The sequence below is a fragment of the Rhodovulum sp. BSW8 genome, assembly GCF_003314725.1.
GTDB lineage: Bacteria > Pseudomonadota > Alphaproteobacteria > Rhodobacterales > Rhodobacteraceae > Rhodovulum > Rhodovulum visakhapatnamense.
Map to the genome: position 1 here is coordinate 1 of NZ_QNVX01000031.1, position 24,135 is coordinate 24,135.

General features: G+C 69.1%; 19 protein-coding genes. 5 read left to right on the plus strand and 14 right to left on the minus strand.

The window, feature by feature from the left end; translation table 11 throughout:
• The first annotated feature begins 383 nt into the window (after nucleotides 1–383).
• A complete protein-coding gene (htpX, locus tag DSD19_RS13380) occupies nucleotides 384–1,286 on the plus strand; it encodes a zinc metalloprotease HtpX (RefSeq protein ID WP_113669999.1) in 903 nt (300 codons plus the stop codon).
• A 13-nt stretch (nucleotides 1,287–1,299) separates the two neighbouring features.
• Here the strand turns inward: htpX and DSD19_RS13385 are convergent, their stop codons facing one another.
• From DSD19_RS13385 to DSD19_RS13420, 8 genes are read right to left on the minus strand one after another with little or no spacing between them, the layout of a single operon-like run.
• A complete protein-coding gene (locus tag DSD19_RS13385) occupies nucleotides 1,300–2,202 on the minus strand; it encodes a TonB family protein (protein ID WP_113669938.1) in 903 nt (300 codons plus the stop codon).
• A gap of 2 nt (nucleotides 2,203–2,204) precedes the next feature.
• Nucleotides 2,205–2,585 carry a biopolymer transporter ExbD gene (locus DSD19_RS13390; RefSeq protein ID WP_075787294.1) on the minus strand — a complete coding sequence of 127 codons (381 nt, stop codon included), beginning with the start codon at nucleotides 2,583–2,585 and terminating at the stop codon, nucleotides 2,205–2,207.
• A 4-nt stretch (nucleotides 2,586–2,589) separates the two neighbouring features.
• On the minus strand, nucleotides 2,590–2,976 hold the full coding sequence (locus DSD19_RS13395) for a biopolymer transporter ExbD (protein ID WP_075787295.1): 387 nt from the start codon (nucleotides 2,974–2,976) through the stop codon (nucleotides 2,590–2,592).
• On the minus strand, nucleotides 2,973–3,641 hold the full coding sequence (locus DSD19_RS13400) for a MotA/TolQ/ExbB proton channel family protein (RefSeq protein WP_075787296.1): 669 nt from the start codon (nucleotides 3,639–3,641) through the stop codon (nucleotides 2,973–2,975). Before DSD19_RS13400 ends, DSD19_RS13395 begins: the two co-directional genes overlap by 4 nt.
• 23 nt (nucleotides 3,642–3,664) lie before the next feature.
• Nucleotides 3,665–4,453 carry a heme ABC transporter ATP-binding protein gene (locus DSD19_RS13405; protein ID WP_113669939.1) on the minus strand — a complete coding sequence of 263 codons (789 nt, stop codon included), beginning with the start codon at nucleotides 4,451–4,453 and terminating at the stop codon, nucleotides 3,665–3,667.
• Nucleotides 4,454–4,456: 3 nt separating this feature from the next.
• Nucleotides 4,457–5,533, minus strand: coding sequence for an iron ABC transporter permease (locus DSD19_RS13410; RefSeq protein ID WP_113669940.1), 1,077 nt, complete (start codon nucleotides 5,531–5,533; stop codon nucleotides 4,457–4,459).
• Between the two features lie 4 nt (nucleotides 5,534–5,537).
• Nucleotides 5,538–6,371: a hemin ABC transporter substrate-binding protein gene (locus DSD19_RS13415; RefSeq protein ID WP_113669941.1), complete on the minus strand. Its 834-nt coding sequence runs from the start codon at nucleotides 6,369–6,371 to the stop codon at nucleotides 5,538–5,540.
• Nucleotides 6,368–7,417 carry a hemin-degrading factor gene (locus DSD19_RS13420; RefSeq protein ID WP_113669942.1) on the minus strand — a complete coding sequence of 350 codons (1,050 nt, stop codon included), beginning with the start codon at nucleotides 7,415–7,417 and terminating at the stop codon, nucleotides 6,368–6,370. The genes DSD19_RS13415 and DSD19_RS13420 overlap by 4 nt, the downstream gene beginning before the upstream one ends.
• A 242-nt stretch (nucleotides 7,418–7,659) precedes the next feature.
• Between DSD19_RS13420 and DSD19_RS13425 the strand changes: the two genes are divergently transcribed.
• The gene (locus DSD19_RS13425; protein WP_243627974.1) at nucleotides 7,660–9,663 is read left to right on the plus strand and encodes a TonB-dependent receptor plug domain-containing protein; all 2,004 of its coding nucleotides are present in this window, start codon (nucleotides 7,660–7,662) and stop codon (nucleotides 9,661–9,663) included.
• Between the two features lie 127 nt (nucleotides 9,664–9,790).
• Here DSD19_RS13425 and DSD19_RS13430 read toward each other — a convergent pair whose 3' ends face one another.
• From DSD19_RS13430 to DSD19_RS13440, 3 genes are read right to left on the minus strand one after another with little or no spacing between them, the layout of a single operon-like run.
• Complete coding sequence (locus DSD19_RS13430) at nucleotides 9,791–10,360, minus strand: TadE/TadG family type IV pilus assembly protein (protein WP_075787301.1); 570 nt, start codon at nucleotides 10,358–10,360, stop codon at nucleotides 9,791–9,793.
• A complete protein-coding gene (locus DSD19_RS13435; protein ID WP_075787302.1) occupies nucleotides 10,357–10,899 on the minus strand; it encodes a TadE/TadG family type IV pilus assembly protein in 543 nt (180 codons plus the stop codon). Before DSD19_RS13435 ends, DSD19_RS13430 begins: the two co-directional genes overlap by 4 nt.
• The gene (locus tag DSD19_RS13440; protein ID WP_165828133.1) at nucleotides 10,896–12,650 is read right to left on the minus strand and encodes a Tad domain-containing protein; all 1,755 of its coding nucleotides are present in this window, start codon (nucleotides 12,648–12,650) and stop codon (nucleotides 10,896–10,898) included. Before DSD19_RS13440 ends, DSD19_RS13435 begins: the two co-directional genes overlap by 4 nt.
• A 316-nt stretch (nucleotides 12,651–12,966) precedes the next feature.
• Between DSD19_RS13440 and DSD19_RS13445 the strand changes: the two genes are divergently transcribed.
• On the plus strand, nucleotides 12,967–13,458 hold the full coding sequence (locus DSD19_RS13445; protein WP_075787304.1) for a hypothetical protein: 492 nt from the start codon (nucleotides 12,967–12,969) through the stop codon (nucleotides 13,456–13,458).
• Nucleotides 13,459–13,544: 86 nt separating this feature from the next.
• Here the strand turns inward: DSD19_RS13445 and DSD19_RS13450 are convergent, their stop codons facing one another.
• The gene (locus DSD19_RS13450) at nucleotides 13,545–14,450 is read right to left on the minus strand and encodes a LysR substrate-binding domain-containing protein (protein WP_113669945.1); all 906 of its coding nucleotides are present in this window, start codon (nucleotides 14,448–14,450) and stop codon (nucleotides 13,545–13,547) included.
• Nucleotides 14,451–14,550: 100 nt separating this feature from the next.
• Here DSD19_RS13450 and DSD19_RS13455 point away from each other — a divergent pair, with 100 nt between their 5' ends.
• Together DSD19_RS13455 and DSD19_RS13460 are read left to right on the plus strand one after the other, a co-directional pair.
• Nucleotides 14,551–20,628 carry a LamG-like jellyroll fold domain-containing protein gene (locus tag DSD19_RS13455; RefSeq protein ID WP_207802463.1) on the plus strand — a complete coding sequence of 2,026 codons (6,078 nt, stop codon included), beginning with the start codon at nucleotides 14,551–14,553 and terminating at the stop codon, nucleotides 20,626–20,628.
• 70 nt (nucleotides 20,629–20,698) lie between these two features.
• A complete protein-coding gene (locus DSD19_RS13460) occupies nucleotides 20,699–21,247 on the plus strand; it encodes a hypothetical protein (RefSeq protein ID WP_113669947.1) in 549 nt (182 codons plus the stop codon).
• A gap of 36 nt (nucleotides 21,248–21,283) precedes the next feature.
• Here DSD19_RS13460 and DSD19_RS13465 read toward each other — a convergent pair whose 3' ends face one another.
• Nucleotides 21,284–23,029: a hypothetical protein gene (locus DSD19_RS13465; RefSeq protein WP_113669948.1), complete on the minus strand. Its 1,746-nt coding sequence runs from the start codon at nucleotides 23,027–23,029 to the stop codon at nucleotides 21,284–21,286.
• A complete protein-coding gene (locus DSD19_RS13470; protein ID WP_113669949.1) occupies nucleotides 23,026–24,135 on the minus strand; it encodes a chemotaxis response regulator protein-glutamate methylesterase in 1,110 nt (369 codons plus the stop codon). Before DSD19_RS13470 ends, DSD19_RS13465 begins: the two co-directional genes overlap by 4 nt.

The following is a 24,135-nucleotide window of genomic DNA, read 5'->3' on the forward strand; positions in this document are numbered from 1 at the left end:
CTCGACCGACTGACGGTACATCGACTCATACGCCGCAGCATCGATATGCGCCCCGGACACAAAATCCGGTTGCGGCGGATGGGTCGCCGCAGCGGCCTCGCCGGGTTTCATCATATCGGTCATGCTGTATCCTCCTCTCGGTCAAGCCCCTGGCGGGGATGGCCGCCCGCCTCCTCATTCTCGCCTGTTTACCAAATCCTGTAAAAAATGAACGGGAGATCGCCGGAGCGCTGAAAGAATTGTGAAACGCGTGACGCGACCGCACGGAGTTTTGTCAATTTGTTGACACCCCACTGCCCCGACAGCGCCCGGCCTGCCGCTTGCGGCGCACCCGGCCATGCCTATATCGCGGACAGGTTTTCCCGAAGCATGGCGTGACGATGATGGGATACTTCCGGACAGCACTTCTGATGGCCGCCCTCACGGCGGTCTTCATGGGCGTGGGGGCGATGATCGCGGGCAGTTCGGGGGCCGTGATCGCCCTCGTGGTGGCGGCCGCGATGAACCTCATGACCTGGTGGAACTCGGATTCCATGGTGTTGAGGATGAACAACGCCCGGCCCGCGACCGGCCCGGACGGCGCCGAATTGCAGCGGATCGTGACCGGGCTCGCACGCGACGCCGGGATGCCGGTGCCGCGCGTCTACCTGATCGACAGCGACCAGCCCAATGCCTTCGCGACAGGGCGCAGCCCCGACAACGCGGCCGTGGCCGCGACCACCGGGCTGCTGGCCCGGCTTTCGCCCGAGGAAATCGCGGGCGTGATGGCGCATGAGCTGGCGCATATCCAGAACCGCGACACGCTGATCATGACGGTGACCGCGACCTTCGCGGGCGCGATCTCGATGCTGGCGAATTTCGCCTTCTTCTTCGGCGGGCGGCGCGAGGGCGGCGGCGGCATCGTCGCGACGATTGCCATGGCGCTGCTGGCGCCGATGGCTGCGGGTCTGATCCAGATGGCGATCAGCCGCAGCCGGGAATACGAGGCCGACCGGATCGGCGCCGAGATCTGCGGTCAGCCGCTGTGGCTGGCCTCGGCCCTGACCAGGATCGAGGCGCTGGCCCAGCGCATCGACAATGTCGCGGCCGAGCGCAACCCGGCCACCGCGCATATGTTCATCATCAACCCGTTGCATGGCGAAGGCCGCGACAAGCTGTTCTCGACCCATCCCAGCACCGCGAACCGGGTCGCGGCGCTGCGGCAGATGGCGGGCTCGGCCATGCCTGCGCCCGCGCCCCGTCCCCGCCCGACGATCCGCCGCGCCCCGCGCGGCCCCTGGGGCTGAGCCCCGGCCCGCGTCAGCGCGAGCGGACCTCGAGGCTGAAGCTGCGCGCCCCGGGGCCCAGCGCCGCGGGCGCGGCCGGAAAGCGGCCCGCCTGGCGCACCGCGGCCAGCGCCAGCCCGTCGAGCCGTGCGTCGCCCGACGAGCGGACCACCCGCACCGCGACCAGCGTGCCCTGGGCCGACACCGTCAGTTCGACCAGGGCCGCGCCTCGGCCCGCGCCTTCGGGCACCCGGCGCTGGATGCGCGCCCGGATCGAGGCGCCCCATTGGGCCATCATCGAGGCGATCCGGCCCGGATCGCGGGTCGCGGCACTGGCCTGACCGGCCTGCCCGCGCGCCGTGCCCCCTGCCCCGACCGCGCGCTGGGCCTGCTGCGCCACCGAGCTTTGCGAGGCCTCGGTGCGCGCCGTCTGCTGCGGCGCGGGTGTCGGGGCGGGCTTGCGATCCGGCCGCTCGACCGGGCGCGGCGTGTCGGCTTCGGCCTGCCGGACCTCGGGGACCTCGGGCGCGGGGTCTGGCTTGACCTCTGGCTTGGGAGGGCGCGGCGGCGGCTCGGGCGCGGCAAGCTCGACATCGGGCGGCGTCGGAGCGGCAAGGCGGGGCAAGGCGGGACTGTCGGGCACGGGGATTGGGGCCTCGGGGATTGGGGCCTCGGGGGCGGCCAGTTCGGGCAAGGCCTCGGGCGGCGGCTCGACGACCGGCGGGGGGGCGATCTCGGCGGGCGCGACCGGCTCGGGCGGGCGCTCCCACTCGGCCACCTGTCGGGCGATAGCGGCCGAGGAGGCGGCGACCGTCGCCAGATCGGCGCCGCCGCCGCCCGAGGACTCGACGCCCGCGGTTTCGTCTTGCGGCCAGAGCGCCAGGTGCAAGACCAGCGCCGTGCCGCCGAAGGCCAGAAGTTCGAGAAGGCCCCGCATGATCAGCGCGCGGCCGCCACCAGTTCGACCGGGGTCACGCCCTCGGCCGCAAGCCGCGCCAGCACCCGCGCGACCGCCGCGCCGTCAACGGCGCGGTCCGCGCGCACCGTCAGCGGCCCCTCGCGCGGGGCATCGGCCAACGCCGGATAAACGTCCTCGTCCCGCGCGTCGCGATAGGCCAGCGTGCCATCGGCGGCGATCAGCAAGGCCTCGATCCCCTCGGGCGGACGGTCCGATGCGGCCTCGGGCGGATGCACCTCGATCGGGTCGGGCGGCGCCAGCCGCGCGCCGATCAGGAAGAAGATCAGCAGCAGAAACACCACGTTGATCATCGGAACCACGCTTTCCCGCGCCGGGCGCGGGGCGGCCAGGGTCAGGCGCATGGGGCTACTCCACCAGGATCGGTTGTGTATAGCCCGCCGCCGACAGCGTCTCGATCACCTCGATCACGCGCTGCAGATCGGCACCATCGCGCGGGCGCAGCACGACCGGGTCGGCCGCCGGGTCCTCGACCAGTGGCGTCAGCGCCTCGGCCAGACCCTCAAGCGGGGTCTCGACCCCATTGAGCGTCAGCGCCTCGGGGCGGATATCGACCAGCCGGGGCGGACCGGACCACTCGGCGGTGCCGCCCGCGCCCCCAGCGACCGGAAGCGCCACCTCGGCCCCCATCCGGGCGGCCAGCATGAAGAAGACCAGCAACAGGAACACCACGTCGATCATCGGCGTGAGGCTCGGCCGTCGCCGGGCCGCCGGAGGGGCCAGACCGAGGCTCATTCCGCCGCCGCCCGGAGCGCCGCGCGGCCCGGCCCACCCCGGGTCAGCACCCGGGTCGCCGCATCCTCGATATCGACCCGCGCGGCTTCGGTGACGCTTTCGAACCAGGACAGGGCAACCGAGGCCGGGATCGCCACGGCCATGCCCGCCGCGGTGGTCAGAAGCGCCTCCCAGATGCCGCCCGCCAGCGCCGAGGGATCGGCGCGCGCGCCGGTTTCCTGCAGGGTCTTGAAGGCCGCGATCATGCCCAGAACCGTGCCCAGCAGACCGATCAGCGGCGCGATGGTGGCGATCAGGTCAAGCGCGCGCAGCCCGGACCGCGCGCGGGTCAGCTCGCGCGTGGCGACGCGGGCGACTTCTTCGCGGGCGGTGGCGGCGTCAAGCTCGGGGTCGAGCCGCGCCTCGATCGCCGCCCGGACCGCGACCGCGCGCAGCCCCCGCCGCCCCTCAAGCGCGCTGCGGGCGCGCCAGACATCGCCCTCGAGCCAGCTTGCGACCGCGCCATTCGCCGCCGCCCGCGACCAGGCCCCGGCCAGCGCGAGGCGCCAGAGCTTCCACAGGATCAGCGCCACCGTCATGACCGACAGTGCGGCGATGGCCCAGATCGCCGGGCCGCCCTTGTCGAGAAACTCCGCGATGGCGGCGGTCTTTTCGGTCAGGTCCATGGACGTGTCTCCGTGATTGGGCGTCATTCGGCGGCGATCGGGCCGCTGGCCTGGGGCAGAAGATAGGGGCCGTTGACGGGCAGCGCGTTCACGCGCAGCGGGCACAGATAGGCGCGGCTGAGCAGGTCGTCGCGCAGCACCGTGGCGGGCGGCCCCTGCTCCATCAGCCGCCCGCCCGCCATCAAGGCCACACTGTCGGCAAACATCGCGGTGAGGTTCAGGTCGTGCATGACGGCGACGATGCCGCCGCCCGCATCGGCGAAATCGCGCACGATCCGCATCACCTGCAACTGGTGGCCGATATCGAGCGCCGAGACCGGTTCGTCGAGAAACAGCCAGCGCGGCTGGCCATGGGCGGTCGGATGCCAGACCTGGGCCAGAACCCGGGCCAGTTGCACCCGCTGCTGTTCTCCGCCCGAAAGCTCCTGATAGGGGCGCGGCTCGAAGCCCGCCAGTCCGACCCGCCCCAGCGCCTTCGGCACCAGATCGGGCTCGGCTGCCTCGATGCCGCCCATCAGGCCCAGCCGGACCACCTCGGCGGCGGTGAAGGGAAAGGCCATGGGCGTGGCCTGCGGCAACACCCCCCGAAGGCCTGCGAGCACCCAGGGTCGAAGGGAGGCGGGATCGTGGTGGTTCAGCCGGATCCGCCCGTCATGGGAGAGTTCACCGGTGAGTGCTCGCAGGAGGGTCGTCTTGCCCGAACCGTTCGGGCCGACAATGGCGGTGATCTGTCCGGGCTGCGCGCGGAAATCGACCCCTGTCAGGATCTCGCGGCGGCCCAGACGGACGGTGATGTCGGTGGCCTCCAGCATTGTCTAGAACCCCAGCAGGCCGCGGCGGCGCAGCAGGATCCAGAGGAAGACCGGCCCGCCGAGAATGGCGGTGACGATGCCGATGGGCAGCTCGGCCGGCGCGATCAGGCTGCGCGCGATCATGTCCGCGCCGATCAGCAGCGCCGCGCCCAGAAGGGCGGCATTGACCAGCAGTGGCCGGTGATCGGGTCCGGTCGCGAGGCGCAGAAGATGCGGCACGACGATGCCGACGAAGCCGATGCCGCCGCTGACCGCGACCGCGGCGCCGGTCGCGCCGGCCACGGTGAGGATCGCCACGGTCTTGAGCCGCTGCACCGGGATGCCGACATGGGCGGCGGCCGCCTCGCCCAGCGACAGCCCGTTCAGCCCCCGCCCCAGCATCGGCGCGGCAACGAGCGCGAGGATCATCAGCGGCGCGGCGGCGGCAAGCTTGGTCCAGGTGGCGCCCGCCAGCGAGCCGAGCCCCCAGAAGGTCAGATCGCGCAGCTGCGCATCGTCGGCCATGTAGACGAGAATGCCGGACAGCGCCCCCGCCAGCGCGCCCAGCGCGATGCCGCCCAAAAGCATGGTCGCAACCGAGGTCTGCCCGCGCCGCGTGGCGATGCCGTACAGCACCAGCGTCGTGGCCCAGCCGCCCGCGAAAGCCGCCACCGGCACCAGATGGTAGCCCAGCGCGCCCGCGACTCCGGCGGGCAACAGGCCACCCAGAACGATGGCCGAAATGGCGCCAAGGCCCGCCCCCGCGCTGACGCCGACCAGCCCCGGATCGGCCAGCGGGTTGCGAAAGAGCCCCTGCATCACCGCACCCGACACGGCCAGCGCCGCGCCGACCAGCGCGCCCATGGCCAGCCGGGGCAGGCGGATCTCGAACAGCACGACCCGGTCGGCCAGCGCGACCTCGCGCCCCGCCATGATGTCGGCCAGCACCGCCCAGGGCGAGGTGCCCGCGGCACCCACGGCCAGGCTTGCCGCCGACATGACCGCCAGCGCCAGCACCAGCAGCACCGTCAGCCGCCAGGCACGCGGCGTGCGGTCCCAGTGCGGGGCGGGGCCGGAGACCTCGTGCAGAAGCGCGACCATCGGCTCAGCTCCCGGCGCGGTCGAGCGCGTCGGAAAGATCGCGCACCGCCTGGGCCGTGCGCGGCCCGAAGCCCAGCAAATAAAGCCCGTCCATCGAGACCAGCGCACCGCTGGCGGCGGCGGGCGTCGTCCGGACGGCGGGCAGCGCCAGCACCTCGGCGGCCAGATCCTCGGCGCCCTCGCGCGCCATCATCAGGATCACCTCGGGGGCGGCCTGGGCGACGGCCTCGTCGGTCAACGGCTTGTAGCCTTCGAACGCGTCGACCGCGTTCACCCCGCCCGCGAGCCGGATGATCCCATCGGCGGCGGTGCCGCGCCCGCTGGCCAGAAGCCGCCCGCCCTGCACCGACAGCACGAACAGCACCCGCCGGGCGGGCCCCTCGGCCGCCTCGGCCGCCGCCGCGTCGAGCGCCCGGCCAACTTCGGCGGCAAGCGCCGCGCCCTTCTCGGGCACGTCCAGAGCCCCGGCCACGGCCTCGATCTTGGCGGCCACCGCGTCGCGGTCATAGCCGTCGGGCACGACGACGAAGGGGATCGCGGCGGATTTCAGCAGATCGACCGCCTCGGGCGGCCCGGCGCCCTCTTCGGCGAGGATCAGGTCGGGCGCGACCGACAAAACGCCCTCGGCCGACAGACGCCGGACATAGCCCACATCGGGCAGCGCCGTCACGGCCTCGGGCCAGCTCGAGGTCGTGTCGCGCGCGACCAGCCGGTCGGCCTCGCCCAGCGCCGCGACGATCTCGGTGACCGCGCCGCCCAGCGACACCACCCGGTCGGCCGCCTGCGCGGGCAGCGCGGCCAGCGCCGCAAGGGTCAGTGCGACAAGCGGGCGGATCATGCCGCCACCTCGAGCCCCGGCAGGGCCGCGACGATCTCGCCCCAGGGGCCGGTGTGATCGACCTCGCCCACGCGCATGCCGAAGGCCTGCAGGATCAGCATGCCCTGGGCATCGAAGGCCTCGACGGACAGGGCCGGACCGCGCCGGGTCGGCTTCGTCACCGCCCAGACCTCGGCCACATGATCGGCGCGCAGATGCAGGTTGAAGCCGGGATCGAGAATGTTCAGCCAGGGGCCGGTCGGCTTGACGGTCTCGATGGGTCCGGAATGGATCTCGATGCAGCCGCGATTGCCGACGAACATCATGAAGGGCAGCGCCTCGTCGGCCACCGCGTTCAGAAGCCCGTGCAGGCAATCGGGCGCCAGCGGCCGGACATAGGGCGCGCCCGCGATCCGGTAGGCCCCAAGCCGGTTCATCTTGAGCTTGCGCACCATCTGCAGGAACTGGTGGGTGTCGGTCAGCCGGTCCCACTGTCCGCGCAGGGTCTCGACCGCGCCACGATCCACCTTGGCGGGCTCGGAGGGCGCGCGCGGGTCAAGCGTCAGCCGGTCGGACTGATCGTCCAGCCGGACGGTATCGACAAGCGACTGCCAGGCCTCGGCCGACGAGCCGTCGCGCAGATGGATCTTGTGGACCGCGTCCCCGGCCCCGTCGAAGATCTGGATCGAGCGGCGCACCTTGCCGCCCCGGGTTTCCTCGACCGCGAAGCCATGGACCCAGTGCCGGGGGAAGATCCTGAGGTCGATCGCGGGGCTCAGCACCATCGCGGCATGATCGCCGGGCGTGTAGGGGCCATAGGTCCCGACCTTCTCGATCACTGCACTTTCGTTGCGGGTCAGGGCCATCACCTCGCCAAGCCCCGGCATCGCCGGCATCAGCGCGTCGGGATGGGCCGCGATCCGGGTCACGCCCCGCCCGGTTTCGGCTGCCAGCAGCTCGGCCTCGGCCACGCCCAGGCTGTCGGCCAGATCGCGGGCACGGGCGGTGGATTTCTCTTGCCGGATCGACCTTATCCGGTCCGGCGACACGGCCTTGCCGTCTCCCATGGGAGGCTCCCTTCGAAGTTCCTGATGGATGCGGCTGGCCTGACGGCGCCGCCCCGGGGCGCGCGCGCAGCTTGCTGGATATCATGGGCCATTCCCGTGGCCCTCAATGTTGACAGAAACTATCAGATTTCATACCCGATGCAAGACCGTCGTGCGGAACCCCGCCGGCGGATGTCCAAGCGACATGCGCCAGCCGCTTTGCCAGCCATGGAATCTTTCATGATCTGACAAGGGGATGGAACATGACGGCACGACATATGACGGCAGGCCTTCTGGCCTGCGGTACAGCGATGGCCCTGGCCTGGCCTGCCGCGGCCCAGGACAGCTTCAGCCTGGACCCGGTGACGCTGGGCCAGAGCAAGCGCGAGGTGCGCACCGATACCGCGATCTCGGAAACGGTGGTCGACGAGGAGGAAATCGAGGACCGGCAGGCCACGACCATCGCCGAACTGGTGGATTCGGTTCCCGGCGTGTCGCTGATCAACGGCACCACGCCCCAGGGGTCGGGCATCAACATCCGCGGCTTCGGCGCCACCTCGAGCTATGGATCGGACCAGAAGGTCGCGATCCAGGTCGACGGGGCCTCGGTCGGGTCGGAAGAGCTGTACCGGATCGGCACCCAGCTCTTCACCGACCCCGCGCTTTACAAGGAAGTCACTGTGATCCGCGGCACCGCTGGCACCTTCGAATACGGGTCGGGCATCATCGGCGGGCTGATCCGGCTGGACACCAAGGACGCCTCGGACTTCACCGGCGGCGAGCCCGGCTTCAAGCTGCGTCAGACCCTGCAATACGGCACCAATGGCGATGCCTGGGCGTCGTCGACGATCCTGGCCTGGCAGCCCGACGAGAACCTCGAATTCCTCGGCAACTACACCTATCGCAGCCAGGGCGTACAGACGGACGGCGACGGAAACGGCATCGGCGATGAAGGGTTCGACCTGCCCTCATGGATGCTGAAGGGCAAGTACACCTTCGGCGAGGCGCGCGAGCATTCCGTCAAGCTCAGCTATTCCGACACCAGTTCGGACGAGAAGGACGTGCCCTACGACACCTTCGGAACGACCACCGACATGTTCGGCAATGTCGACCGCAAGACCCGGTCGAAGACCGCCATTCTGGAATACGCCTTCAATCCGGCGGGCAACGATCTGATCAACCTGACCGCCACCCTCAGCTATGCCGAGCAGAAGATCGATCAGGACTACGTGCCGGGCAGTTCGAGCTGCGAAGGTGGCGCTTGCGGCTTCCCCTTCCCGCCTGGCGGTTTCCCCACCACCAATGCCGATCACCGCTACGAGACGACCAAACTGACGGTCAAGAACCAGGCGCTGTTTGCGACTGGCCAGCTCGGCCATGACCTGCGTACGGGCGTCGAATATGTCCGCAAGGAACGGCTCGATGCCAATTCCGCCCCGGGCGGCACCGACAAGCGCTGGGCGCTGTTCGCGGTCGACGACATGTCCTTCGGCGGGCTGACGCTGACCCCGGCGCTGCGCTACGAGACCCAGGATATCGGCGGCGACAGCTATGCCGATTACGACAATGACGCGCTGATGGGGGGCCTCTCCGCACGCTATGCCTTCGGCAACGGATGGGCGGTCTTCGGCAGCGCCGCCTATACCGAGAACCTGCCCATCATCGACGATCTGGGCACGCCCGCCTACATGACCCGCAGCGAAAAGGCCCGGACCTACGAACTGGGCGTGTCCTACGACCGCGGCACGGTCTTTGCCGAGGGCGACGATCTGGCGCTGAAGGCGACCGCCTATCACACCACGGTCTGGGACATCACGTCCTATACCACCGACGCCATGGTGCCGATCACCGATGCGCGGATGAAGGGGCTGGAGCTCGAGGCCGCCTACAGCCTGCCCTCGGGCCATTATGTCGATTTCAACGCGAATATCGCGCGGGGCGAAAACACCACGCCCGGGATCAGGGATGACTGGGAAGGCACCCCGGCCGACGATCTGCGCGTGACGCTGGGCAAAAGATGGGGCGAGACGCTGGACCTGAGCTGGGAGGTGGCGCATGCCGCCGAAATGAACCGGTCGGACAAGCCGTCCGATTCCAGCACCGTCCACAACCTGCGCGCCACCTGGCGGCCGCAGGAGGGCCTGTTCAAGGGAACGGAAATCCGCGCCGGGATCGAGAACGCCTTCGATCTCGACTACACTCCGCATCTGGCGACCCGGCCCGCGCCGGGGCGGACCTTCAAGCTGACCCTGGCCAGAACCTTCTGATCCGGTCTCCGGCCCCGGGGCCGGGACGGGTCCGCGGCAGGCGGCGTTCGACCGGAGCCCCGGACACGCCTCCGCGACAGCCGGGACGCGGCCGAAGACGCCCTGACGTCTTCGCGCCGCGGACCGGTCAGCCGCAGCTTTGCCAGCAGAGCTGCGGCGCGAACCGGGGCGGCGTCGCCATCAGCGTCTCGAAGGTCATCGACGGCAGCCCGTAATCGGCAATCGGGGTGTAATCGACCTCGGTCTCGACAAGGATCATCCGGTCGCCCAGCTCCATCGCCGGGATCCGCGCCCGATAGGCGTCGCTCGCCAGCTCGGCCGCGGTCATCGCCTGCATTCCCGCGGTGGCGCCCGGCCAGTCGATGGCAAGCCTGCGGGTGGCATCATCGGCGCAATCGGCGGTGCAGCGGACCACCGTCACCCTGAGCCGCGCCGAAGGCCCGGCCAGGAATTGCAGAACGCTGTCGGCCCCGTCCAGAAACGCCTGATCGACAGGCTGGGTCTGGCGCGACAGCATGTCGGCCAGCGTATAGGTCGCCTTGGTCGCCGTGTTGCGCAACTGAAACGCGCCCACGAAGACATGCAGCGCGACCAGCGCCCATAAAAGCAGCGGCAGGATCAGCACGAACTCGACCGTCATGCTGCCCGCCTCGGCGCGCGCGAAGCGGCCCGCGCGCCGGGCGGCCCGCCCGGTCATATCGAGGGCTCGTTGACAAAGGCGCTGGTGACGATCAGCGCATATTCGCCTTCGGCATTCTTGGGCAGCTTTCGCCCCAGCCCGGTGCCGGGAAAGATCGGCTCGAACAGCGCGCAGACCCGGATGAACATCAGCTCGTTCTCGACCCCGTGGTTAAAGTCGAGCGAGGCGTCGATGGTCTCGGCATGGTCGATGCATTTGGGCGGCGCGGTCATCGTCGCCCAGCGCTCTGGCGGCAGCGACTGCATCTCGATCCGGATCACGTTCTCGCAATCGCGGATGATGGTCGCCACCTCGCAGATCCGGCTGCGGAAGGCCGCGAAATCGGGCGTGCCTTCGGTGCCGAGGCGCACATCGCGCACCACGATATCGGTAGCCCGCGCCAGCGCCATCTGCCGGACGTTCAGGATGCCCAGCTCGAAAGCCATCAGGAACACCATGAACAGGATCGGAAACAGGATCACCATCTCGACGGTGACGCTTCCCGTCCGTTGGCGGGCGAAACGGCCGAGCGCGCGGATGATCGCCCCCTTCCTCACTGGATCAGCCGCAGCTTGTTGATCTTGCCCGCAATGGCCGAGAACGCCTCGCCGATATTGTCGGGGGTGGTGTCGAAGAAATACAGCGGCGTCGAGGCGCAGGTCTGCATCTGCTGCTTGGCGGCGCTGGAGGCCATGTAGGCGATGGTGAAGATCACGACGCCGTTTTTCTTGGCCAGAGTGCAGGTCTCGTAGAAGCTTGCCACGTTCTGGACGTCGGTCGTGGTCTTGCGCCGCTTGGAACCGGACTGTTTTTCAAGCTCGACCGTGGCATTGACCGCCGCGTCGGGGTTCGTCGGGCGATACTGCTCGGTGATCGCCCCATCGGTCATCAGCACGATGTATTTCGCGGTCTCGGCATCGTCCCAGGCGGCCGGCCGGTCGGCAAAGTCGGCGGGCACCAGACCCTCGGTCTGCAGATGCCGGAAGGCCGCGTTCGCGCTGGGGTCGAGCAGCCCCAGGGCATATTTCATGGCATAATGGGTCCCGGTGCCGTCATGCATCCGGATCGCGTCGACAAAAGCGTCAAGCACGGCCTCGTCGTTCTGGGCATACTGGATCGCGGTATCGTCCTCGGGGCACCAGCCCCAGTCCATCACCGACCGGTCGATGGTCCAGTACATGAACAGGGGCGTCTGTTCGTAAGGGCCGTTCGAGGGCAGCCCGCTCTGGGTAAACTCGCCGCTGCCGAGTTCAAGGCAACTGGCGGGGCGCAGGATCGCCTCATGGTCGAAATCGTTCCACATCAGCGTGTAGTCGGCCTTGGGCTCGGAATTCGCCTTGCCGCCGCCCGACGCGGCCAGCGGGTCTGTGTCGGGCGCCTCGCCATTCGCGTTGCCCTCGACCGCGTAATACTGCGTCGTCTGGATGCCGCCCTTGACCCGCGCCCCGATCACCGTCGCCGACGCCACCGCCGGGACCGAGCTGCGGATGAACTTCACCATCTCGGGAAAGAAATCGTCGGGATCGTTGCTGACATGATTGGGCTGGCCGGAATCGGGAAACTCGTCGACCTTGACCACCGTGTCGGGCACCCCGTCGCCGTCGGTGTCGAAATCGGTGGTCATGTGCGAGATGTCCTGGGGCCATTCCTCGAAAAAGTTGCCCACCCCGTTGCGCCACTGCCCGCCCAGATACTCGAACAGCACCGGGCCAGGATTGGTCTGCCCGGCATAGGGAATGAGATTGATCGAAACCCGGGTCGGGTCCTCGGGGTTCAGCACCGAATGGATGAAGTCCTTGGCCGCCGGGCGCATCTTCGCCATGCGCGAATCCCAGCGCATCGACCCCGAAATATCGAGCACCAGCGAGATCTCGCTGTTGGGGATGTGTTCCCGCGCGACGCCCGAGGCACCGCTGCTGAGCGTGTCGATCCCGGTGAACTGCAGGAAAAGGGTGTGAATGTCGAAGCTCGCCGTGGCGCCGACGACCCGGCCGTTCAGATCCGAATGCACCTGGACGTCGCGGATATGATCCTCGAGCCCCTCGCGGCGGAAGTAGTCGTGCACCAGCGCCTCGGGGTCCTGACGGCTGTCGAGATTGGCCGCAGCCAGTACCGCGCGGTCCAGCGTGGCCTGAAGCCGGGTGCGTTCCTCGTCGGCGCGCAGGAAATCGACCGCCATGCCCCCGGCGATCAGCATGCCCACGAAGACGAACAGGAAGAAGACGACCAGCGCCCCGCGCTCGTCGCCGCCGAACCCGCACAGCCGGGTCCCGGCGGATCTGAGGATCCCCCTGCAGCGATCTTGCATTCGTCCTGATCCCCTAATCCATGGACAAGGTCCTGAAAGTCCCGCGTCCGACAGGATTTCGCCAGAATGCGGCAGCAGTGGGGCCAAACCGGGGAGAGCTTTTCGGCATTCGGGGGCAGTTTTAGCCAAGGACCGCGGCGGTCGGATCGGCCGGGGCACCGTTCCGGCCCCCGCCCCGCCGATGCGCGGAAATCCGACCACCCTCGGCCCGCCCGCGCCCCCGCCGGGAACCCGACGGCCCCTGGCACGTTCTCTCGACAATGGAAACGGACGCCGCCCCCCGGCGCCGTTCCACCCTGACGAACGGAGAAGAGACATGATTCGCACTTCGATTATGGCCGCGCTTCTGGGCGCCACCGTCGCCGCCCCCGCCCTGGCCGACGACGTCGAGACCATCAAGTCGATCGACGTCGAGACCTCGCTGACCGACCTGAACAACCCGCAGGCCGCGGCCTACTGGAAGTCGCTCGACCAAGACCTCGAGGCGGCCATCGCCGCCCAGCTTGTCGGACGGCTCGGCGAGACCGGCATGGACATCAAGATCGACATGAACGAGGTCGAACTGGCCAACTTCTTCCAGGAACAGATCGGGGCCGCCGACAACCAGATGTCGGGCACGGTGAACGTCATCGACATGGAAGACAATTCCAACTTCCAGACCTTCGACCTGACCGTGAAGCTGAACCAGGTCATGCCGCTCTTGCCCGAAGGCTCGGACGTGACGGTTATCACGCCGACCAGCCATGAGGTCTACACGGCGCTGGTGGCGACCTTCGCCCGCGCGGTGGTCGACAATATCGAAGCCTGATCGTCAGGCTGCCATACCGCCCCTTTCGCGGCCGGCCTTCGGGTCGGCCGTTTGCGTGCCTGCGGGCAGGCCGGGCCCGGCCGAGCTCAGCGCCGCGCCCCGGGGACACCCGGCGCGGGCTCGCCTTCGCCCAGCGCGGCGGCTGACAAGAAGGCCGCGATCTCGACGACCCGGCGGCGGTCGCGGCGCAGCATGATATGTTCGGAAAACCCGATCTGGCGCTGCGGCGGCGCCAGCCGCAGATAGACGACCCTCGGATCGGGCAGGCAGTCGGATTCGGCGAAGAACGTCATCCCCAGGCCGCAGGCCACGGCTTCGCGCACGACGTCCGAGCCCTCGATCTCCAGCACCGAGGCCGGCGTCTTTCCGGCAATGGCAATGGTCCGTTCGACCAGCGCCCGGGTCCGCGACCCCGACTCGCGCTGGATCAGGGTCTGGCCCGAAATGGCATCGAGCGCGAAATCGCGGCGCTGTGCCAGCGGGCTGGTCGCGGGCAGGCAGACCCGCAATTCCTCATAGCGATAGGGCAGGATCAAGAGCGCCGGATCGACCATCGGCTCGACCGCGATGCCGACATCGGCCCGCATTTCCAGCAGGGCCGCCGCGATGGCCTCGGTGCTGCGGCGCTGGATCGTGACCTCGATCCGCGGATGGCTGGCCCTCAGCCGCGAGACCAGCCGCACCGCGATACCGGGCGAATCCGCATGGACCCGCAGCCGTCCGGTCGCCGCCCGCGGCCGTTGCTCCAGCAGATCGTCGATCTCGTTGACAAGTTCCGTTAACCTCAGTGTCACGGAAAAGAGACGCTCGCCCGCCTCGGTCGGCACCAGCCCGCGGCCGCGCTTTTCGAACAGCCGGACCCCGTGCCGGGTTTCAAGCCCCTTGAGATGCTGGGAAATCGTCGGCTGAGACACGCCCAGAAGCTCGGCCGCGCGCCGTACGCTGCCTTCCTTGGCGACAAGATGGAAGGCACGGATCTGCGGATAATTCATTGAAAAAACCTAACCGTCCGGAAGATACAATCAATTTGATCTATATGTAAGCCTGCCGCAAGGCTTCCCCGACCGCGCCGCCGTTCCGGCGCGCGATGACATGGTCTGGGGGAACAGCATGGCACTCGATCTCGCGCATCACGCGCTTGGCAGCACGACCGATTTCGGCCTTCCGGCGATCGGCGGAACGGAGGCGGACGTTCTGGCCTTCGACGCGCTGACCGATGCGCAATCCGTGACGCTCCGGCCCAAGGCCGACGCACAGGTCGCCGAATGGGCGCTGGCGATGGATCTCTACATCCCGTCGACCGCCGGGTCCTATACCGGGCTGGTGCAGACCGGCGACGGCGATGCCGAGCTGTTCCTGAAACGCGGGGCGGATGGCGCCGCGCTGGGCATTTCCGGCGTCTACGAGGGTCAGGTGCCGTTCGATACCTGGGTCCGCGTCGCGATGACCGTCTCGCTGGAAGACGGCGACACTGTGCTGCGCAAATTCGTCGACGGCGCGCTGGTCGGCACCCAGACCCTGGGTGTCACCGACCGCTGGACCATCGACCCCGAAATCGGGCTCCGGCTGTTCACCGACAATGACGGCGAGACCTCGGCGGGCTTCGTCTCGTCGATCTTCTTCATGGCCAACCCGCCGGATGCGGAAACCGTGGCAGCGGCGCTGGCCGCGGCCCCCGCCCCCGCTGCGGGCGGCTTCTTCCCGGTCGCGCCCGGCGCCGACGCGGTCGAGGTCACCTTTGCGGGCGGCACCGTCGCCACCCGCTATGGCGAGGCCGAGGTGATCCTGGAAGGCTCGGACTATCGCACGCCGGTCGCCCTCGGCGACAGCCGGATCGGCCATGCCGCGCAATTCGGCATCGAGGCCCCCGGCGGCGACAGTCCGGTTCTGAACTATTCGGCCTTCGAGGCTGGCGAGGGACTGCATATCGCGCCGCCCGCGGGCACCCCGGACCTGACCGATTTCACCATGGTCTGGGATATCCGCACTGACGCCACCGGCGGCTTCCAGTCGCTTTTGCAGCTGGACGCGGGCAACACCTCCGACGGCGATTTCTTCATCAACGGCAGCGGCGGCATCGGGATTTCCGGCGTCTATTCCGGCGCGGTCCCGGCCGAAAGCTGGACCCGGATCGCGCTGAGCGTGAAGGACAACGGCGACGGCAGCTCGACCCTGTCGAAGTTCATCGACGGCACCCTGGTCGGCACCCAGACCGTCGATACCGCACGCTTCACCGTCGATGCCTCGACCGGCTTCCTGATCCTGACCGACGAGGACGGCGAGACCGCCGCAGGCTATCTGGCCCATTTCGCGCTGTCGGGCGCGGCACTCAGCCCCGCCGAGATCGCCGCGCTGGGCGGCGTCGATGCCGACGGTCCCTTCGCCGAGGGCGAGGCGCTGGTTCAGATCGGCTTCGACGGGCACGAGCCCACCGCCGAATTCGGCCGGGGCGGCGTCACCCTGAACGACATCTCGGACGAAACGCCCGTCGAGCCAGAGGTTTCGGGCGGCATCCGCGACATGCTGGTCAGCCTCAGCGACGAGGCCCGGCACTACGATCTGACCGAGGTCTTCGGCGACGGCGCCCATGACTTCGCGGTCACCAACAGCAACGGCGACGCGGTCGGGGCCAGCATCGAGAACGGCATCCTCACGCTCGACTTCGACGCCTATGGCCTGTCGGACCTGGTGATCACCGCGCATGGCGCCAATGGCGAAAGCCTCGAGGACCATGTGCGGGTCCGCGTCGCGGGCGAGAACGCCTATACCATCGCGGTCTTCCCCGACACCCAGGACTACACCTCGAACCCCTATATCGAGCATGTCTTCAGCGAGATGACCCAATGGGTCGCCGACAATGCCGAAGGCAAGAACATCAACTTCCTGACCAATGTGGGCGATGTCAGCCAGTGGTCGGCCACCAACCAGTTCGACATCGCGTTGTCGGCCTATGACATCCTGCGCGAGGCCGGGGTGAACTTCTCGATCGTCCAGGGCAACCACGACATCGTCAACAGCGCCGGCAACCTGCGCGACACCTCGAACTTCAACGACGCCTTCTCGGTCGGCTACATGTCCGAGGACCCGACCTTCGGCGGCGTCTACGATGCCGAGCCCGAGCGCTATGACAACAACTACCACCTCTGGACCGCGACCGACGGCACCGGCTGGGTGACCATCAACCTGGAATTCGGCCCCCGCGACGACGTTCTGGCCTGGGCCGACCGGGTCCTGACCGAGTACGGCGACCGCAAGGCGATCATCGTCACCCACAGCTACAACAACTTCAACGGCCGCCACGACCCGCTGGGCTCGGACCTCGAGGGCGAGGGCGCGGGCTATGACTACTGGCTTGGCGCCGATCCCGAAGGAGCGTGGGATGGCGAAGAGATCTGGCGCGACGTGGTGTCCTCGCACGCGAATGTCGTCTTCGCCTTCGGCGGGCACATCTTCGGCGACGGCGCCGAAACCGTGGTGTCCTACAACGACTACGGCAACAAGGTGTACCAGTTCCTGATGAACTATCAGAACGGGGTCGCGCTGGAGGCCACCGAGGGCGGCAATGGCGGCAACGGCGCGATCCGCCTGATCACCGTCGACCCCGACAACGACGCGATCTATACCGAAACCTACTTCACCGATCTCGACGAGTATTTCACCGGCCACCGCGAAACCGAAGAGGCCAGCCGCGACGGTCTGACCGGGGCCTATGTCGGCCACCAGGAAGAGTTCCACGACGCGGATATCGGCGAACGGGCGGCGCAGGCCGAGGCCGATGCGGGCGCCGACCTGCACATCACCGCCGATGCGGGCGCCAGCACCGCGACCGTCGCCCTGTCGGCCGCGGCCTCGGCCGATCCGGACGGCGACATCCTGTCCTGGACCTGGACCGACGAGGACGGAAAGGTCGTGGCCACCGGCAAGGAGACCTCGGCCGAGCTGGGCGCGGGCATCCACGATCTGACCCTGACCGTCGAGACCGCCTCGGGTGTCGTCAGCCGCGACGACCTGCGGGTGATCGTCGAGACCGACGATGTCTGGCTGGTCGAGACCTTCGACGACGGCATCGCCCAGGGCTGGGTCAACCCCGCCGTCGCCCAGCCCGATCTGGCCGAGATCGGCACCGATCTGGGCTTCGGCATCGGGTCGATCAACGGCGTCGGGCAGAAGACCCTGACACTGTCCTTCGACAGCCACTGGCGGCCAGAGGACTCGCAGACCGCCGAGGTGCTGGTATCGGTCGATGGCGGCACCCCGACCGCGATCCTGCATTTCGACAGCGCCAATACCACCGATGACGGGTCGAACCAGAACGAACGGATCTCGCTCGACCTCAAGGTGCCCGACACTGCAGCCTCGGTCGAATTCTTCTGGAAGATGAGCGAGGCGGGCAACGACTGGTTCTGGGCGGTCGACAACATCGTCCTGACCGATGCCGAGGGCACGGTGCTGATGGCGCAGGATTTCGACAGCCTCGCGGACGACCTGCAACCGGCCACCAACGAAAACATCCCTTCGGACGTGCTGGGCTGGACCCATGACGCGCCCGAGGGCTGGTCGGTCGACACCCCCGACAGCGTGCCCCGCGGCACCGACGAATGGCGCGGCTGGAGCTTCACCACCTCGAAGTTCTGGACCTCGGCCGACGGTCAGGACCGGGCCGACTTCACCAAGGGCTCGGGCGTGATCGCGGTGGCCGATCCCGACGAATGGGACGATTTCAACGGCGGCTCGGACACCGGCACCGACTTTGAAACCACGCTGGCCTCGCCCAAGGTCTGGCTCGGCGGTGCGGGCGCCACGGCCGAGGCGGTGGGCGTGCTGAAACTGCCCGCGCTCGGCCAGACCGAGGCGCTTCATGTCACGACCGGCGCGACCGGCCAGATCGCCGAATACACGCTGATCTTCGATCTCTATGTCGGCAGCGGCCAGGGCGCCTGGACCGCGCTGTTCCAGACCGACCTCACCAACGCGACCGATGGTGAGCTTTTCATCGCCAATGGCGGCATCGGGATTTCGGGGCAATATGACGGCAGCCTTGCCTATGACGCCTGGAACCGCGTCGCCTTCAGCGTCAAGGTCGAGGACGGCGCGCAGGTTCTCAGCAAGTACATCAACGGCGCCCTGGTCGGCACCCAGGTGGTCGATGCGAATGTCGCGGACGGGTCGCGCTGGACCATCGACGGCGAAAAGGGCTTCCTGCTCTTTTCGGACGAGAACGGCGAAACCAGCGATCTTTATGCCGCCTCCGTCGCCTTCACGCCCGAGGCCCTGGACGCAGAGGCCATCGCCGCGCTGGGCGGCGTCGATGCCGATGGCCCGCTCTCGGGCGACCAGCCCGAAGGCGCCGTGCAGCTGTCCTTCGACGGCGCGCTCGATGCCACCGATTTCGGCACCGCAACGGTCGAGATGCTGGACCTGTCCGACGCCCGCCAGCTTGGCAGCTTCGCCGTGATCGGCAGCGCCATGGCCGATGGCGACACGGTGGGCGCGCCCGAGGCCGCGCTTTACGACCGGTCGAACGGCACCGACAACCTCGTCGTCTGGGAGGGCGGCGCCTGGACCGACCTGAGTTTCGAGACCACGATCCGCTCGATGGATGACGACACCATGGGCGTGGTCTTCAGCTTCGACGGGGACGGCAGCTATTATCTGCTGAGCCTCGACAACCAGACCAATGCCCGCCAGCTGATCCGGGTCGAGGCCGGGACGGCCACGGTGCTGGCCTCCGAGGCGGGCGGCTACACCTTCAACGACGAACAGGACCTCGCGGTGACGCGAGTCGGCGGCCGGATCGTGGTCACGCTGGACGGGGTGGCGCTTTTCGGTGGCGCGGTTACCGACAGCGCACCCTTGGGCGCCGGGACGGTCGGGCTTTACAGCTCGAGCCAGCAAGGGGCGATCTTCGACGATGTCGTGGTCCGCGCCCCGCAACTGACCGCCGATGCCGGCCCCAACCGGATCGTCATCGACTGGGACGGCGACGGGCGGGAAACGGTCACCCTGAACGGCGCGGCCTCGATCCTGCCCGCGGGCGCGGCCGAGGCGCTCTGGACCGGACGCGACCTTGACGCTGAGGGTCTGACCGTCGAGGCCACCGCCACGGCCGGGCGCAACAGCTTCGCCCTGACGCTCGACGGCACCGCCTCGGACGCGGTGACGGTCGATCTGGCCAGCGGCGACCGGCTGATCGCGGCCGACCGGTTCGAGGATGGCGACGCCACCGGCTGGACCATCGTCGATGCGACCGAAATCGCGGGCAACGGCACCGCCGCCACCGGCACGGCCGACTGGCAGGTGATCGACGGCGCGCTGGTCGAGACATCGGGCGCCTACAGCCGTGAACTGACCTGGAACGGCGCCAGCCATCCCGATGTCTGGCAGCGCGGCTGGTCGCCTCTGGGCGACGGCACCTTCGCGCTGCACAAGGGCAGCTACGCGCTCTGGGACGGCGACGGCCTCCTGACCGACTACGCGATCCGGGCCGAGGTGACGGCGCCCGAAGGCGCGGTCGGCTTCATGCTGAACTATGTCGACGAAAACAACTACTACAAGATCGAGCTCGACGCCCGGGTGAACCTCTTCACCCTGGTCAAGGTGGTCGACAACTACGAGTCGATGATCGCCCGGGGCGCCACCAGCTACACGCCGGGCGACAGCTTCACCTTCGAGGCCCGGATCGTCGACGGCAAGATCTCGGCCACCATCGACGGCACCGACCTCTTCGCCTATCCGGTCGAGGATCACGACATCGGCGCGGGCCGCGCCGGGGTCTGGTCCTGGGGCGCGGCCGGGGCCAGCTTCGACGACATCGCCATCGTCGATCTGTCGTCCGACTTCGCGGTCGAGCTGCACGGCACGGCCGGCAATGACCGCCTGGTCGGAACCGATGCCGACGAGACGCTGTTCGCGGGCGCGGGCCGTCTGGACCAGATCTGGGGCGGCGCGGGCGCCGACACCTTCGTCTTCGGCGACGAAACCGCCAACGGCCAGCGCGAAACCGACCGGATCGCCGACTACCAGACCGGGATCGACCGGATCGACCTCGGCGGCGCCGAGATCCACCAGATCCGCGAAACCGCCGCGGGCGTCACGCTCTGGATCGGCGCCGATCTCGACCAGCTGGTGATTGCCGGGGTCGAGAGCTTCGACGATCTCAGCTTCGCCTGACCCTTTGCACCGGCCGCCCGGACGCCGGGCGGCCGCTTTCCCACAGATCTTTCAAGGAGACCTAAAGGTCATGTCCCTGTCCCTGCCGATGCCCGTCCTCGCCGCCGCCACCGCCCTTGCGCTGGCCACCCCCGGCTTCAGCGCCACGCTGACCGACACCGCCGCCGACGTCCTGTTCATGGGCGGCGACATCACCGCCGAGGCCAATGCCCCGGTCTTCGACGGTAGTTCGTTCAGCCCGCTCTATGCCGGGATCTTCGGCGGCGTCTCGGGCCTCTGGGATCCGGCCTTCGTCCTGACCGTGCTGACCGAAGACGGCGCCGAGGCGCTTTATGGCGAGGCCGACAGCTACAGCTTCGATGGGGTCGACGATCTGAGCTTCGTCTTTACCGCAACCGGCAGCGCCGCCGATCTGTTCGGCGGCACCGTGCTGGCCGAGCTGCATTTCGATGCGCCGATCCCGGACCCGTTCGGCGCCACGGCCGACATCTATGCGACCGCGCGGCTGACCCTGTCGGCCCAGACCGCGCCCGCCCCGGTGCCGCTGCCCGCGACCCTGCCGATGCTGCTGGCCGCGCTGGCGCTGCCGGGTGTCGCCCTGCGCCGCCGCGCCGCCTGATCGCAGACCTGTGCCACGGCCCCCGCGGGGGCCGCGTCAGAACAGGAACCCGTCGATGTCGTCCGCGTCGCCCCCGTCGGCCGCGGGCGGCTCGTCCTCGCCCCCGGGCGTGGGCAAGCCCAGAACGGCATCGTGAATCCGGCGTTCCTGCTGCATCGTATAGACCCGCCGGATCCCCGCCAGCAGATCCCCGAAAGCCGCGACCTCGTCCGGGTCGGGCGTCCCGCCAAGGGTTTCCAGCCGCGCCACCAGCGCAGGCCAGCCATCGCCGCTGGCGCTGACCCGGTGGGCGCGCTCGGCGGTCTCGTCGAGGATCGCGATGGTCCGGGGGCAGGCCTCGGCCAGGGTCGCGCCATGCGCCCGCAGCCGGTCGAGCACGGTTTCGAGATCGCTCGCCGCGGCCGCCGGATCGCCCTCGACCCCGCCACCCTCGGCGGTCCGCCGCCGGGTGTCGGCCACGGTCTTCTGCGCCCCGTCGAGGATGTCGCGGATCTGGGCGGCGGCGGCACTGGTGTCGGCCGCGACGCCGCTCAGTTCCTTGGCGATGACCCGCAGCCCGCTGGCCCGGTCGCCCAGCCCGCTGCAGCGGATCGCCATGTTCAGCCCCAGCAGCCGCACGTCGTGTTCGGTGCGTTCCAGGACGTCGATCCGCGACATCATCAGATGCATCGCATCGGCCGCGCCCTCGCCCAGCTGGCGGGCGGTCTCGCGGTTGCGGGCCTCGTCGTCCAGCAGCGGGCGGATCGAGCGCAGGTCCCGGACCAGCGCCGCCAGCGCTTCGCCGCTGGCCGCGAGCGTCCGCCCGGCGCGTTCGGTCCCGGCGCGCAGCACCGCGTCGGCATCGACCCGCATCGCTTCGAGAGCATTGACGAAATGCCCGACCTCGGCCACGAAATCCGCATGGGTCGCGCCCAGTTCGGCCGCCGCCAGCGGCCCCAGAAGCCCCGCCAGCCGCTCGGCATCGGCGGCATCGGCGGCATCGGCCAGCCGGTCGAGGATGGTCTCGACATGTTCCAGACGCTGGCGCGTCATGTCGCCCGCCTGCACCGCCGCGACCGCCTCGCCGACCTGGGCGCCGATGCCCGCCGCCAGCGTCGCCGACCTGTCGGCATGTTCCGCCGCCTGGGCGCGCTGGGCCTCGATGCTGCGCAGGTCCTCGTCCAGGCGGTCGCGGATCGCGGCCATGGTGCGAAAATGGCCGCGGCTGAATTCGGTCTGGGTGCGCCGGGTCTCGGCCACGGTGCGGCAGACCCGCTCATGCACCTCCGAAATCGAGCGCACGGCGGCCTTGGCCTCGGCCGCGATCCCGGCCATCTCGCTGGTGAAGGCGGTCAGGTCGTTCTGGTCGGACTCGATGCCCGCCGCCACGATCCGGGCGTTGACCGCGACAAGCCCCAGAAGCCGGATCGCCGAATCCATCTGTTCCAGCGGCGTGCGCACCCGCTTGGTGGTCTCGGCCAGCCGGGCGATTTCCGCGTCGCCGGTGGTGATGCCCTCCAGCACCCGGCCGACCTCGTCGCGCAGGCGGCTGATCTGCTCGACCCCCTGCAGGAACGCGGGACCCTCGAATTCCAGCGCCATGTCGCGATGCGCGGCCGAGATGTCGGTCAGCAGATGCGCCCCGGCCATCAGACCGCTGCCCATCGCCAGAAAGGCCTGCTCGATGGCCTGGCGCGGCCCGGCGATATGGGCCGCGAACCGGCCCGAGACGATCTCGTCGAGCACCGCGGACCCGGGCGGGTCGGGGGGAACCACCCGGAGCCAGGCGGCCGCCGCGCTCATCGCGCACCCCCCGACCCGGCCCAGAATTGCAGGATCGCGGGCGCGATGCGCGGCAGCGGCAGGACCCGGGCGGCGGCACCCCGTTCGATGGCCTCTTTCGGCATGCCGAAGACCACAGAGCTTTCCTCGTCCTGGGCGACGGTCGCGGCGCCTGTCTCGCGCATTTCCAGCAAGCCCTGCGCGCCGTCATCGCCCATGCCGGTCAGCAGGATACCCGCCGCGCCGCTGCCCAGCTGCTGCGCGGCAGACCGGAACATCACGTCGACCGAGGGCCGGTGCCGGCAAACCGGCGGGCCGTCCGCGATGACGATGCGGGCATGGGCGCCCGCCCGCGCGATCATCATGTGGCGGTTGCCCGGCGCGATCAGCACCTGTCCGGGCAGGATCGGGTCGCCGTCGCGGGCCTCGCGCACAGTCATCGCGCACAGCCCGTCAAGCCGCCGGGCGAAGGCCGCGGTAAATCCTTCGGGCATGTGCTGGACGATGACGATGGGCGGACAGTCGGCGGGCAGCGCCTCCAGCACCTCGCGGATCGCCTCGGTGCCGCCGGTCGAGGCGCCGATGCAGACGATCCGTTCGGCCGCGACCACCGAGGGGCCGCGCCCGGGCCGGGCCGGCAGCATGGCATCGGCGCTGAGCTTCTTCTCGACCTGCATGCGCCGCGCGCGTCCCGGCCGGACCCGGGCCTGGGCGGCGGCCCGCGCGGTGTCGCAGATCATCATCCGCGAATGCTGCAGGAACTCGACCGAACCCATGCGCGGCTTGGTCACCACATCGACCGCGCCCGCCTCCATCGCCTCCATCAGCGCGACCGAGCCCGCTTCGGTCAGGCTGGAACAGATCACCACCGGCAGCGGACGCTGGGCCATGATCTTGCGCAGGAAGGTCAGCCCGTCCATGCGCGGCATCTCGATGTCCAGAAAGATCACGTCGGGCAGTTCGCGGCCGATCCGTTCGGCCGCGGCATAGGGGTCGGCGGCGGTCCCCATCACCTCGAGGCAGGGATCGCTGGAAATGATGTCGCTGAGCACGCGCCGCACCGAGGCGGAATCGTCGACGATCAGGACGCGCCATTTCTTGCCGGAAAAGCTGGGTTGGAAAGTCAT